Source organism: Streptomyces amakusaensis, assembly GCF_039532665.1.
Classification (GTDB): domain Bacteria; phylum Actinomycetota; class Actinomycetes; order Streptomycetales; family Streptomycetaceae; genus Streptomyces; species Streptomyces amakusaensis.
Genome location: NZ_BAAASB010000012.1, coordinates 291851 through 309337 on the forward strand (window position 1 = coordinate 291851; position 17487 = coordinate 309337).

General features: G+C 73.8%; 17 protein-coding genes and 1 pseudogene. 7 read left to right on the forward strand and 11 right to left on the reverse strand.

From position 1 onward, the window contains the following. Window positions 1–3 precede the first annotated feature (3 nt). Entirely contained in the window at window positions 4–1155 is a 1152-nt protein-coding gene (gene cds1, locus ABD371_RS22655; protein WP_344479610.1) for an L-cysteine desulfhydrase Cds1, read from the reverse strand. 198 nt (window positions 1156–1353) lie between these two features. Between cds1 and ABD371_RS22660 the strand changes: the two genes are divergently transcribed. Together ABD371_RS22660 and ABD371_RS22665 are read left to right on the forward strand one after the other, a co-directional pair. Then, complete coding sequence (locus ABD371_RS22660; RefSeq protein WP_344479611.1) at window positions 1354–1677, forward strand: hypothetical protein; 324 nt, start codon at window positions 1354–1356, stop codon at window positions 1675–1677. Window positions 1678–1906: 229 nt separating this feature from the next. After that, window positions 1907–2428 (forward strand): ATP-binding protein, encoded by a 522-nt coding sequence (locus ABD371_RS22665; protein WP_344479613.1) that lies wholly within the window; start codon window positions 1907–1909, stop codon window positions 2426–2428. Window positions 2429–2455: 27 nt separating this feature from the next. Here the strand turns inward: ABD371_RS22665 and ABD371_RS22670 are convergent, their stop codons facing one another. After that, complete coding sequence (locus ABD371_RS22670) at window positions 2456–3322, reverse strand: YhjD/YihY/BrkB family envelope integrity protein (protein ID WP_344479614.1); 867 nt, start codon at window positions 3320–3322, stop codon at window positions 2456–2458. 105 nt (window positions 3323–3427) lie between these two features. Then, window positions 3428–4642, reverse strand: a complete 1215-nt coding sequence (locus ABD371_RS22675; protein ID WP_344479616.1) for an ROK family protein — start codon at window positions 4640–4642, stop codon at window positions 3428–3430. 198 nt (window positions 4643–4840) lie between these two features. Between ABD371_RS22675 and ABD371_RS22680 the strand changes: the two genes are divergently transcribed. Then, entirely contained in the window at window positions 4841–5149 is a 309-nt protein-coding gene (locus ABD371_RS22680; protein ID WP_344479618.1) for a DUF6332 family protein, read from the forward strand. Here the strand turns inward: ABD371_RS22680 and ABD371_RS22685 are convergent. Genes ABD371_RS22685 through ABD371_RS22695 form a run of 3 tightly spaced genes read right to left on the reverse strand, consistent with a single transcriptional unit; the run spans window position 5110 to window position 7877 of the window. Further along, window positions 5110–5775 carry a response regulator transcription factor gene (locus ABD371_RS22685; RefSeq protein WP_344479648.1) on the reverse strand — a complete coding sequence of 222 codons (666 nt, stop codon included), beginning with the start codon at window positions 5773–5775 and terminating at the stop codon, window positions 5110–5112. The genes ABD371_RS22680 and ABD371_RS22685 overlap by 40 nt on opposite strands. A 17-nt stretch (window positions 5776–5792) precedes the next feature. Then, entirely contained in the window at window positions 5793–7064 is a 1272-nt protein-coding gene (locus ABD371_RS22690) for a sensor histidine kinase (protein ID WP_344479620.1), read from the reverse strand. Between the two features lie 57 nt (window positions 7065–7121). Beyond that, window positions 7122–7877 (reverse strand): TetR/AcrR family transcriptional regulator, encoded by a 756-nt coding sequence (locus tag ABD371_RS22695; protein WP_344479621.1) that lies wholly within the window; start codon window positions 7875–7877, stop codon window positions 7122–7124. A gap of 200 nt (window positions 7878–8077) precedes the next feature. Between ABD371_RS22695 and ABD371_RS22700 the strand changes: the two genes are divergently transcribed. Then, on the forward strand, window positions 8078–8530 hold the full coding sequence (locus ABD371_RS22700) for a nitroreductase family deazaflavin-dependent oxidoreductase (RefSeq protein WP_344479623.1): 453 nt from the start codon (window positions 8078–8080) through the stop codon (window positions 8528–8530). A gap of 109 nt (window positions 8531–8639) precedes the next feature. Here ABD371_RS22700 and ABD371_RS22705 read toward each other — a convergent pair whose 3' ends face one another. Continuing rightward, window positions 8640–9917, reverse strand: a complete 1278-nt coding sequence (locus tag ABD371_RS22705) for a geranylgeranyl reductase family protein (protein ID WP_344479624.1) — start codon at window positions 9915–9917, stop codon at window positions 8640–8642. Window positions 9918–10024: 107 nt separating this feature from the next. Between ABD371_RS22705 and ABD371_RS22710 the strand changes: the two genes are divergently transcribed. Then, window positions 10025–11401, forward strand: a complete 1377-nt coding sequence (locus ABD371_RS22710; RefSeq protein ID WP_344479626.1) for a dipeptidase — start codon at window positions 10025–10027, stop codon at window positions 11399–11401. 96 nt (window positions 11402–11497) lie between these two features. Continuing rightward, window positions 11498–12223, forward strand: coding sequence for an MBL fold metallo-hydrolase (locus ABD371_RS22715; RefSeq protein ID WP_344479628.1), 726 nt, complete (start codon window positions 11498–11500; stop codon window positions 12221–12223). Window positions 12224–12292: 69 nt separating this feature from the next. Here ABD371_RS22715 and ABD371_RS22720 read toward each other — a convergent pair whose 3' ends face one another. Both ABD371_RS22720 and ABD371_RS22725 read right to left on the reverse strand, forming a co-directional pair. Further along, window positions 12293–13321: an NUDIX domain-containing protein gene (locus ABD371_RS22720; protein ID WP_344479629.1), complete on the reverse strand. Its 1029-nt coding sequence runs from the start codon at window positions 13319–13321 to the stop codon at window positions 12293–12295. Between the two features lie 433 nt (window positions 13322–13754). Continuing rightward, a complete protein-coding gene (locus ABD371_RS22725; RefSeq protein ID WP_344479630.1) occupies window positions 13755–14720 on the reverse strand; it encodes an ROK family protein in 966 nt (321 codons plus the stop codon). Window positions 14721–14935: 215 nt separating this feature from the next. On the opposite strand from ABD371_RS22725, the gene ABD371_RS22730 reads away from it, so the two are divergent. Then, entirely contained in the window at window positions 14936–15913 is a 978-nt protein-coding gene (locus ABD371_RS22730; RefSeq protein ID WP_344479632.1) for a LacI family DNA-binding transcriptional regulator, read from the forward strand. A gap of 16 nt (window positions 15914–15929) precedes the next feature. Here the strand turns inward: ABD371_RS22730 and ABD371_RS22735 are convergent, their stop codons facing one another. Then, window positions 15930–17234, reverse strand: a complete 1305-nt coding sequence (locus tag ABD371_RS22735; RefSeq protein WP_344479634.1) for a DUF6986 family protein — start codon at window positions 17232–17234, stop codon at window positions 15930–15932. Between the two features lie 126 nt (window positions 17235–17360). Further along, a pseudogene (locus ABD371_RS22740) lies at window positions 17361–17487 on the reverse strand (electron transfer flavoprotein subunit alpha/FixB family protein); the annotation flags it as partial.

The window sequence follows — 17487 nt, forward strand, 5'->3', positions numbered from 1 at the left end:
GCTTCAGCCGGCCGTCCCGTCCGGGCCGGGCCACCGGCCGGTGGCGAGGAAGGCGTCGAGTTCGCGGGCGTAGGGCGCGATGTCCAGCCCCTGTTCGGCGAGCCAGTCGTCGGAGTAGTACTTGTCGAGATAGCGGTCGCCCGGGTCGCAGAGAAGGGTGACCACACTGCCCCGCCGTCCGTCGCGGACCATCTCCGCGACGATCTTCAGCGCGCTCCACAGCCCGGTGCCGGTGGAGCCGCCCGCCTTCCGCCCGATCGCCGTGTCGAGCGCCCGTACGGCGGCGACGCTGGCCGCGTCGGGCACCTTCATCATCCGGTCGACGGCCCCGGGGACGAAGCTCGGCTCCATACGGGGGCGGCCGATGCCCTCGATGCGGGAGCCGGCCTCGGTGGACGCGTTGGGGTCGCCCCGGGTCCAGCCGTCGAAGAAACAGGAGTTCTCCGGGTCGGGGACGCAGATCCGGGTGTCGTACTGCATGTAGTGCACATAGCGGGCGATGGTCGCCGAGGTGCCCCCGGTGCCGGCGGTGGCGACGATCCAGGCGGGCTCGGGATAGCGCTCCAGCCTGAGCTGCTGGTACATGGACTCGGCGATGTTGTTGTTGCCGCGCCAGTCGGTGGCCCGTTCGGCGTAGGTGAACTGGTCCATGTAGTGGCCGCCGGTCCGTTCGGCGAGCGCGGCGGACTCCTCGTACATCCGCCGGGGGTCGTCCACGAAGTGGCACCGGCCGCCGTGGAATTCGATCAGGCGGATCTTCTCGGCGCTGGTGGTGCGCGGCATCACGGCGACGAAGGGGACGCCGATCAGGCTCGCGAAGTACGCCTCGGAGACGGCGGTCGAGCCGCTGGACGCCTCGATGACGGGCCGGTCCGGGCGGATCCAGCCGTTGCAGAGCCCGTAGAGGAAGAGGGAGCGGGCCAGCCGGTGCTTCAGACTGCCGGTGGGGTGGGTGGATTCGTCCTTGAGGTAGAGGTCGATCCCCCACCGCTCGGGCAGCGGAAACCTCAGCAGATGGGTGTCGGCCGAGCGGTTGGCGTCGGCCTGGACCTTGCGCACCGCTTCCTTCAGCCAGGCCCGGTACCCGGGGTCGCTGTGGTCGACATCGACGGTCGCGACCGCCTCTTCCGTCACACGCCTGTCCTCGTTCTCCATGCCCGCCGTCCTCGCCCGCCGCCGCTGCCCTGACCTCCGTACTCGCCACAGTAAGCCCCCCACCAGCAGAAACGATCACTTGGGGGATCCATAGGAAGTACTTGTGGTTCAGTTGGCCGTGGCATCCGCCTATCCCCTGGTATCCCCGGCGGGAGTTGGGCAGACTGCCACCAGGAAAACGATGAAGGGGGTGGGGGCATGTCGATGGCCGAGCCGGAGTTCCGTGCCACAGGCGTACGGATCGAACGCTGGCCGCGCTCGCTCACCAAGGCGGGCCAGGTCCTGATCAAGGACGGCAAGCTGGAGCTGCTCACCAGCTACGGACGGGTGATCGACAGCGCCCCGGTCCGCGCGGTGCGGGCGGGGAAGGCCTGGTTCACCGACGAGTCGAGCACCGCGCTGACGGTGAACGGCAAGCGATATCGGCTGACCATGGGTCAGCGCGACCACCGGGCCGATCCGGAGACGCTGGCAGGGCGTTTCCTCAAGGCCGTCCGGGGGGCGGGCGTCGCCGGGGACTGACCGCGCGCACCCCGTCCGGAGGCCGTCCGGCCGAAGGTCCCCGTGGAGCGCCGAGTTGCGGGACAGTGATCACTGCCTCACTCTGGTGTCATATCACTCAGGGTGCCTATGCGGTGACACTGCGACGATCGCGGTGGATCGTACGCATCACCGGGCACGACTCAGCAGGCAGCCACACTGCTGGATCCGACCTTCGTCTTCTTCCGGACCACTTCGGGGAGTCGCAGCCGTGATCAGCCAGTCAAGCAGGCACTGCACGGTGGAGCTCCAGGCGCTGCCGTCGCGGATCGGTCAGGTCCGCAGAATCGTATCGGCGCAACTGCGCTACTGGCATCTCGATCCTCTGATCGACCAGGCGGCGCTCGGCGTCACGGAATTGCTGACCAATGTTCATCGGCACGCCGAGCCCGACAAGATGTGCGTCGTGGACATCGAGCTGCTCTCCGACCGGCTCACGGTCTCGGTCCATGACCACGATCCCCGGATCCCGGCCGCGCCCGCCGTGCCGGACGGCGATCTCTTCGCCACCTCCGGGCGGGGGCTCTCCCTGATAGCGGCGGTGAGCGACCAGTGGGGCGTGCACCCCAGGGGCGAGACGGGCAAGACCGTCTGGTTCACGCTCGCCGCCCCGCCGGCCGAGGCGGACGCCCCGCCCCCGCCGGAGCAGGCCGCCCCGGCGCATGAGCCGTACGAGGTGCATGAGGTGCATGAGGTGCATGAGCCGCTGGCCGCGCCGGCCTCGGCGGGCTGAGCCGCCCGGTCGAAACGGCCACGGCCGTCAGGGCCCGCCCCCGCTCGGGGGCGGGCCCAGTTCGCGTTCCAGCCGGCGGCGCACCCTCCCCTCGTGGACGAGCCGGCCGACCAGCGCGCCGCCGTAGACGACCACCCCCACGCCGACCAGCCAGGACTGGAGCACCAGCACGGTCCCGAACGGCCCGTAGGTGACCGCGTTCGAGGCGATCAGCGGGGAGAAGACGAACTGGGAGAAGATCCGCAGCCCGAGCATGGCCAGGGCGGTCACCAGCGCACCGGGCAGCAGGGCCGGCCAGCGGACCCGGCCGCCGAGGAGCAGGCGCTGCGCGATCCAGAAGAAGAGGAAGGTGCCGGTCACATCGGCCAGCGCGGCGCCCGCCGTGCCGACGGCGGAGTCGGAGGGGGCCGGGGTGTTGACGAAGACCAGCAGGGAGAAGACGAGCAGGGCGAGGAAGACGACATGCCGCCACATGGTGTGCCAGCGCGCGGTGGGCAGGTCCCAGACCTTCTCGTACCCCGTCTGGACGGCGGATCCGAAGGTCAGCCCGAAGGCGGCGAGGGCGGCGAGACCGAAGGCCGTGGTGCGCTGGAGCGCGGTGCCCGGCACCCCGAAGAGCCGCTCCACCTCGTCCTGCGAGGCCTGGGTGACCCCGAGCGCCTGTCCCAGCCAGCGGGCGAAGCCCTGTCCGCTCGTGGGGTCGGCCGCCGCGACGACGACCAGCAGCGGTACGAGGGTGAGGAAGCCGAGCGCGGCGAAGCCCATGGCGCGGTGCAGCAGCTCGATCTCCCTGGCCCGGTTCCAGGCGAGGGCGGCCTGCGAGGAGAGCAGCCGGACGCGCAGTCGCCGGACTCGGTACGCGTGGGGTCTCGCGCCGGCGGGCTGAAGGCTCATGCCTTCATCGCCTACCCGTTCGCGGGGCTCCGGGCGTCACCCGTGCCCCCGGACGGGTGGTTCCCGGCCCCCGGGCCCCGGCCCGGCGGCGGCCCGGGGGGTGTCTCAGGCCAGTGCGCCCAGGGGGTCGTCGAGGACCGGCTGCCAGGCGAGTTCCGCCGCGCCCACCAGGCTGTTGTGGTCGAGGGTGCAGGCCAGGATCGGGACGCCGCCGCCGCGCCCCCACAGCCCCCGGTCGGCGACCACCGCGCGCAGCCGCTCGGGGTCGGCGGCCAGGAGTTCGCGGTGGAGTCCGCCGAGGATGATGCGGTCGGGGTTGAGGATGTTCACCAGCCCGGCGAGCCCCAGGCCGAGCCGGTCGATCAGCCGCTCGCGGGCGGCCAGGACCACCGGGTCGGCGGGCTCCGCGCGGAGCAGCTCCCGGGACCGCTGGAGGAGGGAGACCTCGGGGCCGGGCTCGCGGCCCGCCTCGGTGAGGAAGGCCAGCGGATCGGTCTCGACGTCGAGGCAGCCCCGGCCGCCGCAGTGGCAGGGGCGGCCGTCGGGGTTGACGGTGAGATGGCCGACTTCCAGGGCCAGCCCGGAGCTGCCCGTGTGCAGCCGCCCGTCGAGGACGAGCGCGCCGCCGACGCCCCGGTGGCCGGTGGCGACGCAGAGCAGTTGCCGCGCGTCCCGGCCCGCGCCGTGGCGGTGCTCGGCGAGCGCGGCGAGATTGACGTCATTGCCGGTGAAGACGGGCCCGTCGATGCCCGCCGCGCGCACCCGGGCGGCGAAGATGGCCCGTACGGGGGCTCCCGCCGGCCATGCGATGTGCAGCGGGTTGAGCGCGGTCCCCTCGGGTTCGGCGATGGCGGACGGCACGGCGAGACCCGCGCCCACACACCGCCGGCGGCTGTCGCGCAGCAGCGCCGCTCCCGCGTCGACGACCGCGCCGATCACCTGGGCCGGGTCGGCGGCGACGGTGACACAGCCCGGCGCGGTGGCGACGATCCGGCCGCCGAGTCCGACGAGGGCCGCGCGGAACCCGTCGGCGTGGATCTGGGCGGCGAGCACCACCGGGCCCGTCTCGTCGAGGGAGAGACGGTGGGAGGGCCGGCCCTGGGAACCGGCCGGGGCGGCGGGCCGGGAGTCGACCCGGATCAGGCCGAGCGCCTCCAGTTCGGCCGCGACCGCGCCCGCGGTGGCCCGGGTGACGCCGAGTTCGGCGGTGAGGAGGGCGCGGGTGGCCGCGCGGCCGGTGTGCACCAGTTCCAGAGCGGGGCCGAGTGCGCCGCGGCCCCTTTCCAGCTTTGTCCTGGTGCTCGTCGCCTTGCCGTTCATGAGGGCGAGTCTCCCACGGTCCGGGGGCGCTCCGGCCGCCGCGACCCCGGGCGCGGACGGCGGGCGGGACTGCGGGCGCGGACGGCGGGCGGGACTGCGGGCGGGGACTGCGGGGAGCGGCGGGGCACGGAGGGAGCGGCGGGGAAGCCGGGGCTCCTCGCCTTGCCCGGTGGCCGCGGGGCCTGTGAGACTGCGGAGATGACACAACGCACCCAGGCCGACCGCGACGCGATCACCGTCGAGATCGGTTACGCGCTGCTGAGCGGGGTGTTCGTGGCCGCGGTGGTCTTCGGCGCGATCGCCGGTCCCGGGCTGGCGTTCACCCTGCCGCCCGCCGTCGAGCACGCGCTGCTTCTCGCGGGCGGCGCGGCCGGGGCGATCGTCTTCACGGTCCGGGTCGTGACGGTCCTCTGGCGCTTCGCCCGCCCCCGGGACGAGACCGCGGGGGCGGGCGGCCCGGGGCGAAATCAGCCCAGCCAGCCGGGCCGGACGAGCCCCGACTCGTAGGCGAGCACCACCAGCTGGGCCCGGTCGCGCGCGCCCAGCTTCACCATGGTGCGGCTGACATGGGTCTTGGCCGTCAGCGGGCTGACGACCAGCCGCCGCGCGATCTCGTCGTTCGACAGCCCGATGCCCACCAGGGCCATCACCTCCCGCTCCCGGTCGGTGAGATCGGCCAGCGCCGCCGCGTCCGCGGGGGCCCTGGAGCGGGCCGCGAACTCGGCTATCAGCCGCCGGGTCACCCCCGGCGACAGCAGCGCGTCCCCGTCCGTCACCGCCCTGATCGCGCGCAACAGCTCGTCCGGCTCGGTGTCCTTGACCAGAAAGCCCGAAGCGCCGGAGCGGATCGCCTCAAAGACGTACTCGTCCAGCTCGAAGGTGGTCAGCATGACGACCCTCACATCGGTGAGCTGCGGGTCCCCGGTGATCTCCCGGGTGGCGGCGAGCCCGTCGAGCACCGGCATCCGGATGTCCATCAGCACGACGTCCGGGCGGAGTTCGCGCACCAGCCGCACCGCCTCCTCGCCGTCGGCGGCCTCGCCCGCCACCCCGATGTCGCGCTGAGCGTCCAGCAGCGCCCGGAACCCCGCCCGGACCAGCAGCTGATCGTCCGCGAGCAGTACCCGGATCATCCCGTTCCCCCCGTCGGTCATGGTGTCTCCTTCTGTTGCACGGGGAGGGCGGCCCGCCGTACGGGGAGGTCGGCCCGCACCCGGAAGCCGCCGTCGGGCCGTACGCCGGCCTCGATGCCGCCGCCGAGCGCCGCCGCCCGCTCCCGCATCCCGGCGAGTCCGTTGCCGCTGCCGCCCGCGTCGGAACCGGTGGCCGGGCCGTCGTCGTCGACATGGAGCGCGAGGCGGTCCCTCCCGTACACGATCCGTACCCTGGCCCGGCGCGAACCCGAGTGCCGCACCACATTGGTGAGCGCCTCCTGCACGATACGGAAGGCCGCGAGGTCGGTGCCGGGCGGCAGCGGGAAGGACGCGCCGCCGGTGGCGACGGTGACGTCGAGACCGGCGGTCGCGGCCTGTTCGACCAGTTCGGGGAGGCGGTCCAGGCCGGGGGCGGGGGCGCGGGGCGCGTCTCCCGGGGTCCGCAGGCCGTCCAGCACCTGGCGCACCTCCCCCAGTGCCTCCTTGCTCGCCGCCTTGATCGTGGTGAGCGCGGTACGGGCCTGCTCCGGGTCGCTGTCGAGGAGGGCGAGTCCGACGCCCGCCTGGACGTTGATGACCGAGATGGAGTGGGCCAGCACATCGTGGAGTTCCCGGGCGATCCTCAGCCGCTCCTCGTCGGCGCGGCGGCGGGCGGCCGCCGCGCGTTCGGTCCGCTGGCGGATCCACTCCTCCTTCTTGATGCGGGCCAGCTCCGAAGCGGCGAGGACCGCGCACACCCAGGCGGCGGCGATCAGTTCGTGCCCCCAGGGCGCGGCGCGGTCGCCGGCCGGGGGCAGATGGCGGTGGAGCCAGTGGGCGAAGAGCGCGTGGCAGGCCCAGAACGCGCCGACGGTCCACCAGGCGGCCTGTCTGCGGCCGGAGACCACGGCGGTGAACACCGTGATCACCAGGGGGACGAACACCGGGCCGTACCGGTGTCCGACGGCGAGGAAGGCCAGCGTCACGACGGCGGTCCCGGCGAGCGCGAGAACGGGCCGGTGCCGTCGCAGCGGCAGAAACACCGGGACCAGCAGCAACAGCGCCCATGCCAGGGGGGTGAGCCGCTCGTCGCCCTCGCCGTGGGACGACGCGAAGGCCGTGGCCACCGGGACGGAGGCGGCCACCACCAGGCTGGAGAGCCAGGGCGTACGGCGCGGTCCGCGCCCGGGCCCGTGCGCGTGCCCGTGCGCCCAGCGGCGTCGCCTCGCCGGGCGGGCGCCGGGCGGGTGGGGCGGGCCGCCGCGCCGCTGGGACCGCTGCTCTTCCATGCGGCCACGCTAGACGGGGGCGGGCGGCGGGGCGTCAGCCCTGCGTGGTGATCGGGTCTACTCCCCCTGGAGTACGGCGGGGGCGGGCGGGGCCCCGGGGGTGTGCGCGCCGAGTCCGATCTCGTGGGCGAGGCGGGCGACGGCGTGGGCGAAGAAGGCGTCCCGGTCCTCGACGACATGGTTGAACTGGCCGAAGAGTTCGAAGGAGATCAGCCCGAAGAGCTGCGACCAGGCGGCCACCAGCGCGACGACGACGGCGGGCGGCAGATCGGGGGCGAGCGTGGCGGCGAGCCGGTGGGCCTCGGGGCGCAGCTCCTCGCCGAGGGGCGGGAGGGCGAGGCCGCCCGAGCGGTGCGCGTCGCGGGCGACGGAGATCAGCGCGTTGCCGACGCGGGCGGCGGGGACGACGGTGTCCCGGGGGGCGGTGTAGCCGGGCACCGGGGAGCCGTAGATCAGGGCGTACTCATGGGGGTGGGCGAGGGCCCAGGCGCGCACGGCGCGGCAGAGGTCGACCCAGCGGGCGGCGTGGGCGGCCGGGCCGGTGCCGGTGCTGGTGCTGGTGCCGGTGGCGAGCGCGGACTCGGCGGCGGTGCCGAGGGAGTCGTAGGCGTCGACGATGAGGGCGGTCAGCAGTTCGTCGCGGCTGGGGAAGTAGCGGTAGAGGGCGGAGGAGACCATGCCCAGCTCCCGGGCGACCGCGCGGAGGGAGAGCTTGGCCGCGCCCTCGTCGGCCAGCTGTCTGCGGGCCTCGTCCTTGATGGCGGCGGTGACTTCGATGCGGGCGCGGGCCCGGGCCCCTCGGATCGTGGTCATGGGGAGCAGTCTTTCATGTTTCAGAGCAGTGACCAATAAAGAGAGCGGGGATCTGGATCGAGTCTGGCGCTTCAATTCAAGAGCAGCGAACATTTTCGAGAGCACTGCTCTTGCTTTGGGGCGCGTGATCGATGCACACTGATCTCAAGAGAGAGCACTGCTCTCGAAATGAAGGCCCTCACCCTCCCTGGAGCCCCGCCGTGTCGACACAGACCCACTACATCCGGCCCAACCGCTTCGACACCGCCCTGAACAGGGTCATCGGCCGGCTCGCCCGCCACGGGGTGAGCCTCATGGGCAGTCAGCAGCTCTCCGTGCTCGGCCGGAGCAGCGGCGAGTGGCGGAGCATCCCGGTGAACCCGCTCTCCCACGGGGGCGAGACCTATCTCGTCTCCGCCCGCGGCCACTCCCAGTGGGTGCGCAATCTGCGCGCCGCGGGCGGCGGACGGCTCCGGCTCGGCCGCCGGACCCGCCCGTTCAGCGCGGTGGAGCTGGCCGACGAGGAGAAGCCCGCCCTGCTCCGCGACTATCTGGAGCGCTGGGGCTGGGAGGTCGGCCGCTTCTTCGGCGAGGTGAACGCCGACTCGACCGACGAGGAGCTGCTCGCCGCCGCCCACCGGCACCCGGTCTTCCGCGTCACGGTCACCGGATGACCGGCCGTCGGCCCGACGCCACCGACGGGACCGACGGGACCCACGACCGTACCGGCCCCGGACACGCCGGAGGCGGCCCCCGCTGCGGGGGCCGCCTCCGGACGACCGCTCAGCCGCGCGAGGCGGCGCGCCGGTCCAGGGTCTCCATCGCGCGGCGGGCCACCGTGCTGGTGCGGACGAGACCGGCCAGTGTGGTCGCGCCCCGGGTGATGTCGGCGAAGGCCCGCCAGGCCGGGCGCAGCCCGGTGATCGCCGCGTGGAAGATGCCGGGGCGGCGCTCGAAGGCGGAGAGCAGCCTGCGCCCCACCCCCATCTCCACGCCGAGCCCGGCCTTGATGGCGAAGGCGTAGTTCAGCGCCTGCCGGCGGGCGTCCACCGCGTCATGGGCCTCCGAGATCCGGACCGCCCACTCCCCCGCGAGCCGCCCGGAGCGCAGCGCGAAGGAGATCCCCTCGCGCGTCCACGGCTCCAGCAGCCCCGCCGCGTCCCCGCAGACGAGCACCCGGCCCCGGGAGAGCGGCGAATCGTCACTGCGGCAGCGGGTCAGATGCCCCGAGGAGATCTCGGGTTCAAAGCCGGCCAGGCCCAGCCGGGCGATGAAGTCCTCCAGATAGCGCTTGGTCGCCGCGCCCTCGCCGCGCGCCGAGATCACCCCGACCGTCAGCGTCTTCCCCTTGGGGAACACCCAGCCGTAACTCCCCGGCATCGGGCCCCAGTCGATGAGCACCCGGCCCGCCCAGTCCTCGGCCACCGGGTCCGGCACCGGGATCTCGGCCTCCAGGCCCAGATCCACCTGGTCGAGCTTGACCCCGACATGCGCTCCTATCCGGCTGGCGCTGCCGTCCGCGCCGACGACCGCCCGCGCGAGGACGGTCTCCCCGTCGGAGGTCACCACGGCCACCGTGCGCCGGTCCGGCACGGCCGGCCCGTGCTGCTCCACCCGGGAGACGGTGACGCCGGTGCGCAGGGTCGCGCCCGCCTTCTGCGCGTGCTCGACCAGCAGCGCGTCGAACTCCGGACGGTTGATCAGCCCGAAGAGGGTCTTCTTGGAACGGCGCGTACGGGTCATTCTGCCGTTCAGGGTGAAGGTGACGGCATGCACCCGTTCGCGCAGGGGAAGCTCGAATCCGGGCGGAAGACTGTCACGGGAGGGGCCGATGATCCCTCCGCCACAGGTCTTGTAGCGCGGCAGTTCGGCCTTCTCCAGCAGCAGCACCTGACGGCCCGCCACCGCCGCCGCATATGCCGCCGAGGCCCCGGCGGGCCCGGCGCCGACGACTACGACGTCCCACACCGTCTCGTCGTGCTCCACTGCCTCTTCTGCCCCGGTGCCGCCGTTCTCGCTGCTCACGATGTGCTTCTGCTCCCGATCCGACGCGTTCCCCATGCTCTCGACGGCATCCTACGGCGGTCCTCTCGCATCGCTGTGGGAGGATCGACCACACATTTGCCGTACACACATCGCCTAACGTCGCACCCCCCAGGAGCGTGCCCATGACCGCCGATCCGATCGCCGAGACCGTCGCCGCCCTGCTGCCGCGCGCCAAGGCGGAGCTGGCCGAGCTGGTGGCCTTCAGATCGGTGGCGGATCCCGCGCAGTTCCCGAGGAGCGAGTGCGAGGCCGCCGCCGCCTGGTGCGCCGACGCGCTGCGCGCCGAGGGCTTCGAGGATGTCGCGGTGCTCGACACGCCGGACGGCAGCCAGGCCGTCTACGGCTCGCTGCCCGGCCCCGCCGGCGCGCCGACGGTCCTGCTGTACGCGCACTACGACGTTCAGCCGCCGCTGGACCTGGACGCCTGGGTGTCGCCGCCCTTCGAGCTGACCGAGCGCGACGGCCGCTGGTACGGCCGGGGGGCCGCCGACTGCAAGGGCGGTTTCCTCCTTCATCTGCTGGCCCTGCGCGCCCTGAAGGCGAACGGCGGGGTGCCGGTGTCGGTCAAGGTCATCGTGGAGGGCTCGGAGGAGCAGGGCACCGGCGGCCTGGAGCGGTACGCGGAGGCGCACCCCGAGCTGCTCGCCGCCGACGCCGTCGTCATCGGCGACTCCGGGAACTTCCGCGAGGGGCTGCCGACGGTCACGGCGACGCTGCGCGGTATGACGATGGTCCGCCTCCAGGTGGACACCCTGGAAGGAAATCTGCACTCGGGGCAGTTCGGCGGCGCGGCCCCGGACGCGCTGGCGGCGCTGATCCGCGTACTGGACTCGCTGCGCGCCGAGGACGGCTCCACCACCGTCGACGGTCTGGACGCCGAGCAGAGCTGGACCGGGCTCCAGTACCCGGAGGCGGACTTCCGCGCGGACGCCAAGGTGCTCGACGGGGTGGAGCTGATCGGCTCCGGCACGGTCGCCGACCGCATCTGGGCGCGGCCGGCCGTGACCGTCATCGGCATCGACAGCCCCGCCGTGATCGGCGCCACGCCTTCGGTGCAGTCGAGCGCCGGCGCGCTGATCAGCCTGCGGGTCCCGCCGGGCCGGAACGCGGCCGAGGTGACCGGGCTGCTCACCGCCCATCTGCGGGCGCACACCCCGTGGGGCGCGCGGGTGACGGTCGAGCAGGTCGGACAGGGGCAGCCGTTCCAGGCGGACGTGGACAGCCCGGCGTACACCGCGATGGCGGACGCGATGCGGGTCGCCTACCCCGGCGAAGAGATGCAGACGTCCGGTATGGGCGGCTCGATCCCGCTCTGCAACACGCTCGCGGAGCTGTACCCGGAGGCGGAGATCCTGCTGATCGGGCTGAGCGAGCCGAAGGCCCAGATCCACGCGGTCAACGAGTCGGTCTCGCCCACCGAACTGGAGCGGCTGTCCGTCACCGAGGCGCTCTTCCTGCGGAACTACGCGGCGGGCCAGGTCGTGTCCGACAGGCCCTGAGCCCCGGCGGGCGCGCCCCGGGCCGCCGGAGCGTGCGCCTCTGCCCTCGGCAGAGCGCCCTCGCCGGGGGCCGGGGCGCTGCCTACGCTCGGCCGTATGGAGATCATCGAGGTACTCCCCGAACTGTCCATGCTGCGCTTCCCGGTCGGTCAGGCCTATCTCTGGCGGGACGGGGACGGGTTGACGCTGATCGACGCGGGACCGGTCGGCGCGGGCGCGCTGATCGCGGACGCCGTGACCGGGCTGGGGCTGCACCCCCGTGACGTACGCCGGATCGTGCTGACGCACTTCCACGAGGACCATGCGGGCGGGGCGGGCGAGTTCGCCGCGCTGAGCGGCGCGCCCGTGCTGGCGCACCGCCTGGACGCGCCGTTCGTCCGGGGGGACGCGCCAGGTCCGCCGCCCCTGTTCGAGGAGTGGGAACTGCCCATCCACGCGGAGGCGTCGAAGCTGCTCCCGCCGCCGTCGGTCCGGCCCGTCCGGCCCGCCGAGGTGGTGGAGGTGTCGGACGGCGAGGTGCTGGACTTCGGGGGCGGGGCGCGCGTGGTGTCGGTGCCGGGTCATACGGAGGGCAGCATCGGGCTCCATCTGCCCTCCCGCGGCGTGCTGTTCACCGGGGACACGGTCGCCGCCTCGCCGGTGGACGGCCAGGTGCTGATGGGGGTGTTCAACCTGGACCGGGAGGGCACACTCGACTCCTTCCGGAAGCTGGCGGCGCTCGACGCGGAGGTGGCGTGCTTCGGCCACGGCGATCCGGTGCGAGAGAACGCCTCGGCGGTGCTCAGGGCTGCGACGGAGCGGGACCGCGTCTGGCCGGCGTGAGAAAAGGCCCTGGTACGGGTCCTGGTGCGGGCTCTCGTACGGGTCCTGGTACGGGCTCTGGTGCGGGCCCTAGTACGGAACTCCCGCTTCCAGATAGAGGGCGGTGCCGCGCTCACGGGCGCGCAGGGCCCAGCGCAGCCGTTCGTACCGCAGCGGCGGAAGCAGTCGCTGGGCCTCCTGCTCGGTGACGAAACGCCAGTCGCGCAGTTCCGCGCCGGGCAGCAGCACCCGAGCGGCCTCGTCGCCGCCCAGCCGGCCGCCGTCGTAGAGCAGCCGCAGACCTCCGTAGCCGGGGGGCCGGGGCGGCTCCCAGTCGGCGACGAGCAGCCGGGGCACCCGGTCCAGCCGGATGCCGAGTTCCTCCGCGACCTCGCGCATCCCGGCGCGGGCGGGGGCCTCGCCCTGTTCGACGACGCCGCCGGGGAACTCCCAGCCGGGCTTGTAGGTGGGGTCGACGAGCAGCACCCTGTCCTCCTCGTCGAAGAGGAGGACCCCGGCCGCCAGGGTCTCCGCGGTCGGCTCGGGCGTCTGCACGATCTCGCAGACGCCCGCCTCCCCGGTGCGCACCGCCTCGGCGATCCGGTGGGCGGTCTGCCGGTGGTCGAGCCCCGCGGTGTCGATGACATGGGCGTCCTCGGTGATCCACTCCAGCGCGGCGGGACAGGGCTCGGTCCGGCCGCACGCCCACTGCTCCCCGGCGGTCCCGCCCGGGGGGCCGGGCTCCACGCCGATGGCGGCCCGGCCGCGCCGGATGGACGCGTCCGGCCGCAGCAGCACTTGGCGGACCGGGATCCGCCGGGAGGCCAGACCGCCGAAGATCTCGTCCCGGTACTCCTGGCGCAGCAGGGTCATCGGGACCACCAGCACCCCGCCCACCTCGGCCAGCAGGGCGGCCGCCGTGTCCACCACGAGCCGCCGCCAGCTCGGCAGATCCTGGTAGTCGCTCACCTCGGCGAGCCGCTTCGGCGGCAGCATCATACGCAGCCCCGCGCCGATGAGTCCGGGATCGTACAGGGTGCTGTTGGGGATCAGGTCGATCAGTTCTCGCGCGGTGGCGGTCTTGCCCGCTCCGTACGCGCCGTTGATCCAGATGATCACGGTTCCCCCCTCTTCCGTCGCCCACTGTGGATTGCCCGGAACACACTGCCACGGAAACCCCCCGGGGGGACTCGGCCAGGGCTCGGGCCCCCGGGGACCCGGGCCGCCCCCGGTCCCGCGGGGCGGCCGGGACCCCGCGCCGCGAACACGGCGTGATGGGTCGGCCCGTGTCGAGCGGCCCGCCGGGGCCGGGCCGGGGCCGCCCCGCCGCCGTCGGGCCGCGCCCATGGTGCGAACGTCGTAGGCGCGATGGCCGCCGGCGGCGCGCCCAGGGCCGGTCCGACCGGGTGGACCGGGCCGATCTCAAGATCGCCCGGTGATGATCCCCGGGGAGCGGGACCGGTCCGGCGCTCCGCGGCGGGGGTACGGGGGGCCTGCGCCACTCCGGCGGTTCGGCTCCTCACCGGTGCTTCGGCAGTGCTTCGGCAGCGCCTCAGCGGCGCCCGGCGGCGCGGGCGGATCCGGTGTTCCGGGCGAGCCGGGAGGCGGTGGCCGCCGCGCCCAGCAGGCCCGCGTCCGCGCCCGTGAGGGCGGGCGCGACGGTCAGCCGGCGGACGAAGGACAGCGTCGCGTACTCGCGCAGGGAGCGGCGCAGCGGCGCGAAGAGGACCTCTCCCGCGCCCGCGACTCCCCCGCCGATCACGGCCGCCTCGATCTCCACCAGGGTGGCCGTCGCCGCGATCCCCGCCGCGAGGGCCTGGGCGGCCCGCTCGAAGGAGGCCACGGCGACCGGGTGGCCCGCCCGGGCGGCGGCGGCCACGGCGGCGGCCGAGACATCGCCGTCCGGGCCGGGCAGCCAGCCGTGCTCCAGGGCCCGCCGGGCGATGTTGGGGCCGCTGGCGATCCGCTCCACACAGCCGCGTCCGCCGCAGGGGCAGAGGTCCCCGTCCAGATCGACGCTGATGTGGCCGATGTGCCCGGCGTTCCCGGTCGGTCCGGGGTACGGACGGCCGTCGATCACCAGACCGCCGCCGACCCCCGTGGAGACGACCATGCACAGGGCGTTCCGGCAGCCGCGCGCCGCGCCCCGCCAGTGTTCGGCGGCCGTCATCGCGACCCCGTCGCCGACCAGCACCACGGGGAGTCCGCCGGCCGCCAGGGCGACCCGGGGGACCAGGGGGAAATCGCGCCACGCGGGCACATTGACCGGGCTGACCGTGCCCGCCGAGGCGTCCACGGGTCCCGCGCTGCCGATGCCGACGGCGCGGGCGCGGGCCCACAGCGGCGACCGCGACAGCTCGCCGAGAACGGTGGTGACGGCGGCCATCACCGTCTCCGCGTCCTCGTGCGCGGGGGTGGGCAGCCGGGATCGCAGCCGGATGCGACCGCCGCCGTCGACCAGCGCGCCGGCGATCTTGGTGCCTCCTATGTCCAGGGCGGCGACGAGGTCGTTATGCATCGGTGCGGCATCCCCCGGTGAACTGGTCGAACCTGCGGCGTCGAGAACAGTCTTCATTCACCTGACAACGTTGTCCAGGCTCTATGCTCACCGCTACACATTCGCATACACGCCGTACGACGACAGGATTGCGCGCAGTGGCCGATACCGATCGCTCTCCGTTCACGCCCGGGCGTCCCCGGGGTCCTGAACTCCGCTACGGCAATCGGCCGACCATGAAGGACGTCGCCGCGCGTGCCGGAGTCGGGCTCAAGACCGTCTCACGTGTGGTCAACAGCGAGCCCGGCGTCACGCCCGACACGGAGCGCCGGGTGCAGGAGGCGATCGAGTCCCTGGGGTTTCGCCGCAACGACAGCGCACGGGTGCTGCGCAAGGGCCGTACCGCCTCCATAGGCCTGGTGCTGGAGGATCTCGCCGACCCGTTCTACGGCGCGCTGAGCCGGGCGGTGGAGGAGGTCGCCCGGGCCCACGGCACGCTGCTCATCAACGGGTCGAGCGCCGAGGACCCCGACCGTGAGCAGGAGTTGGCGCTCGCGTTCTGCGCGCGCCGGGTGGACGGGCTGATCGTGATCCCGGCCGGTGACGACCACCGCTATCTGGAGCCGGAGATCAAGGCGGGCATAGCGACGGTGTTCGTGGACCGCCCGGCCGGGCGGATAGACGCCGACACGGTCCTCTCGGACAGCTTCGGCGGCGCGCGGGCGGGTGTGGCGCATCTGATCGCGCACGGCCACCGCCGGATCGGCTTCATCGGCGACCGTCCGCGCATCCACACGGCGGTGGAGCGGCTGCGCGGCTACCGCACGGCCATGGCGGACGAGGGCCTGGCGGTCTCGGACTCCTGGGTCTCCCTGGGCACCACCGCGCCGGAGCGGGTGCGCGCGGCGATGCTGGGGATGCTGACCGGGCCCGAGCCGGTGACGGCGGTGTTCGCGGGGAACAACCGGGTGACGGTGACGGTGGTGCGGGTCCTCGCGGAACAGACGCGCCGCGTCGCCCTGGTGGGTTTCGACGACATCGAACTCGCCGATCTGCTGGGCATCACGGTGATCGCCCAGGACTCGGCCGCGCTGGGGCGCACGGCGGCGGAGCAGCTCTTCCGCAGGCTCGACGGGGTGGAGGAGAAGCCGGTGCGGGTCGCGCTGCGGACCATGCTCATCCCCCGGGGATCGGGCGAGATCCCGCCCTCCTGAGCACGGCGGCCGGACGTCATCGGCGTGCCGGGTCCGCCGCTCCTCGGGGCGGCCGGGCGAAGCCCGTCAGTTCGGCGCGGCCCAATCCGGTGAGGCGGGTGATCTCCCCGGCGTCCAGCGCCCCGCAGTCGAGACCGCGCAGCAGATGGGCGCCGAGCGCCCTGGCCGTGGCGGGCTCGTCGAGGACGCCCCCGCCGTCCGCGCGCTCCGCGTCCGCGTAGGCCGCGAGCCTGGCCGCCGTCCGCTCCAGGTCCTCCCGGTAGTGGGCGAACACGGCGGCGTAGCGGGTCGGCAGCTGGCCGGGGTGGATGTCCCAGCCCTGGTGGTAGGCGCGGGCGAGGGCCCGGCGGACCAGCCCGTAGTGCAGCCGCCAGGCTTCGTGCACCCGGGCGGTGGGGCCCGTGGGCAGGATGTTCGAGGAGCCGTCGCTGACTCGTACGCCGGTGCCCGCGGCGGCGACCTGCATCACGGCCTTGGCGTGGTCGGCGGCCGGGTGGTCGCTTCTCTGGTGCGCCGGTCCGATGCCGAGGGCGGCGCTGTAGTCGAAGGTGCCGTAGTGCAGTCCGGTGGCCCGGCCGCCGGCCGCGTCGATCATCCGGGCGACGGTGGCGGTGCCGTCGGCGGCGAGGATCGACTGGCTGGTCTCGATCTGGATCTCGAAGCCGATCCGGCCCGCCGGCAGTCCATGGGTCTCCTCGAAGGCTTCGAGGAGCCGGGCGAAGGCCGCGGCCTGCTCGGCGAAGCCGACCTTGGGGAGGGTGAGGACGAGCCCGTCGGGCAGTCCGCCCGCCGCCATCAGCCCGGTGAGGAAGACATCGAGGGTACGGACGGCCCGGGGGCGGACGGCGGGCTCCAGGCACTTGGTCCGGATGCCCGTGTACGGGGCGGCGGTGCCGTTCTCGTACGCGCGGGCGACGAGCCGGGCGGCGCGCGCGGCGTCCGCGTCCTCCTCGGCGTCGGTGCGGCCCCGGTAGCCGTCCTCGAAGTCGATCCGGAGATCTTCCACGGGCTCGCTTTCGAGCTTGGCCCGTACGCGGTGGTGGACCGGCTCGGCGAGACGGTCCGGGAGTCCGACGGCGGCGGCGAAGGCCCCGGCGTCCGGGGCGTGTTCGTCGAGCGCGGCGAGCGCCCGGTCGCCCCAGGAGCGGACGGTCCCGGCGGTGAGGGCGTCGGCGGGAACGTAGACGGTGTGGACGGGCTGGCGGGTGCCGGGGTCTCCGGGGTAGCGCCGGGCCAGCTCCGCGTCGACCGGCGCGAGGGCCGCGTCGATCTCCGCCCCGACCGCCGGGCCGAGGCTGGTGGCGATCCGCCGGTCCGTCATGCGAACACCCTCCCGGTTCCGCTCCGCCGAAGCTAGCGGCGGTCGCGGCCCTCGTCAACGGCCCGGGAACGGCCCGGAGGCCGTACGGAGTCGGTCTCCGTACGGCCCCCGGCGCGGCTCGTGCTGTCAGTTCTTGCGGTGGTTGATGTCTTCGGTGAGTTGGGGCAGGACGGTGAAGAGGTCTCCGACGACGCCGTAGTCGGCGAGGTCGAAGATCGGGGCCTCGGGATCCTTGTTCACCGCGACGATGGTC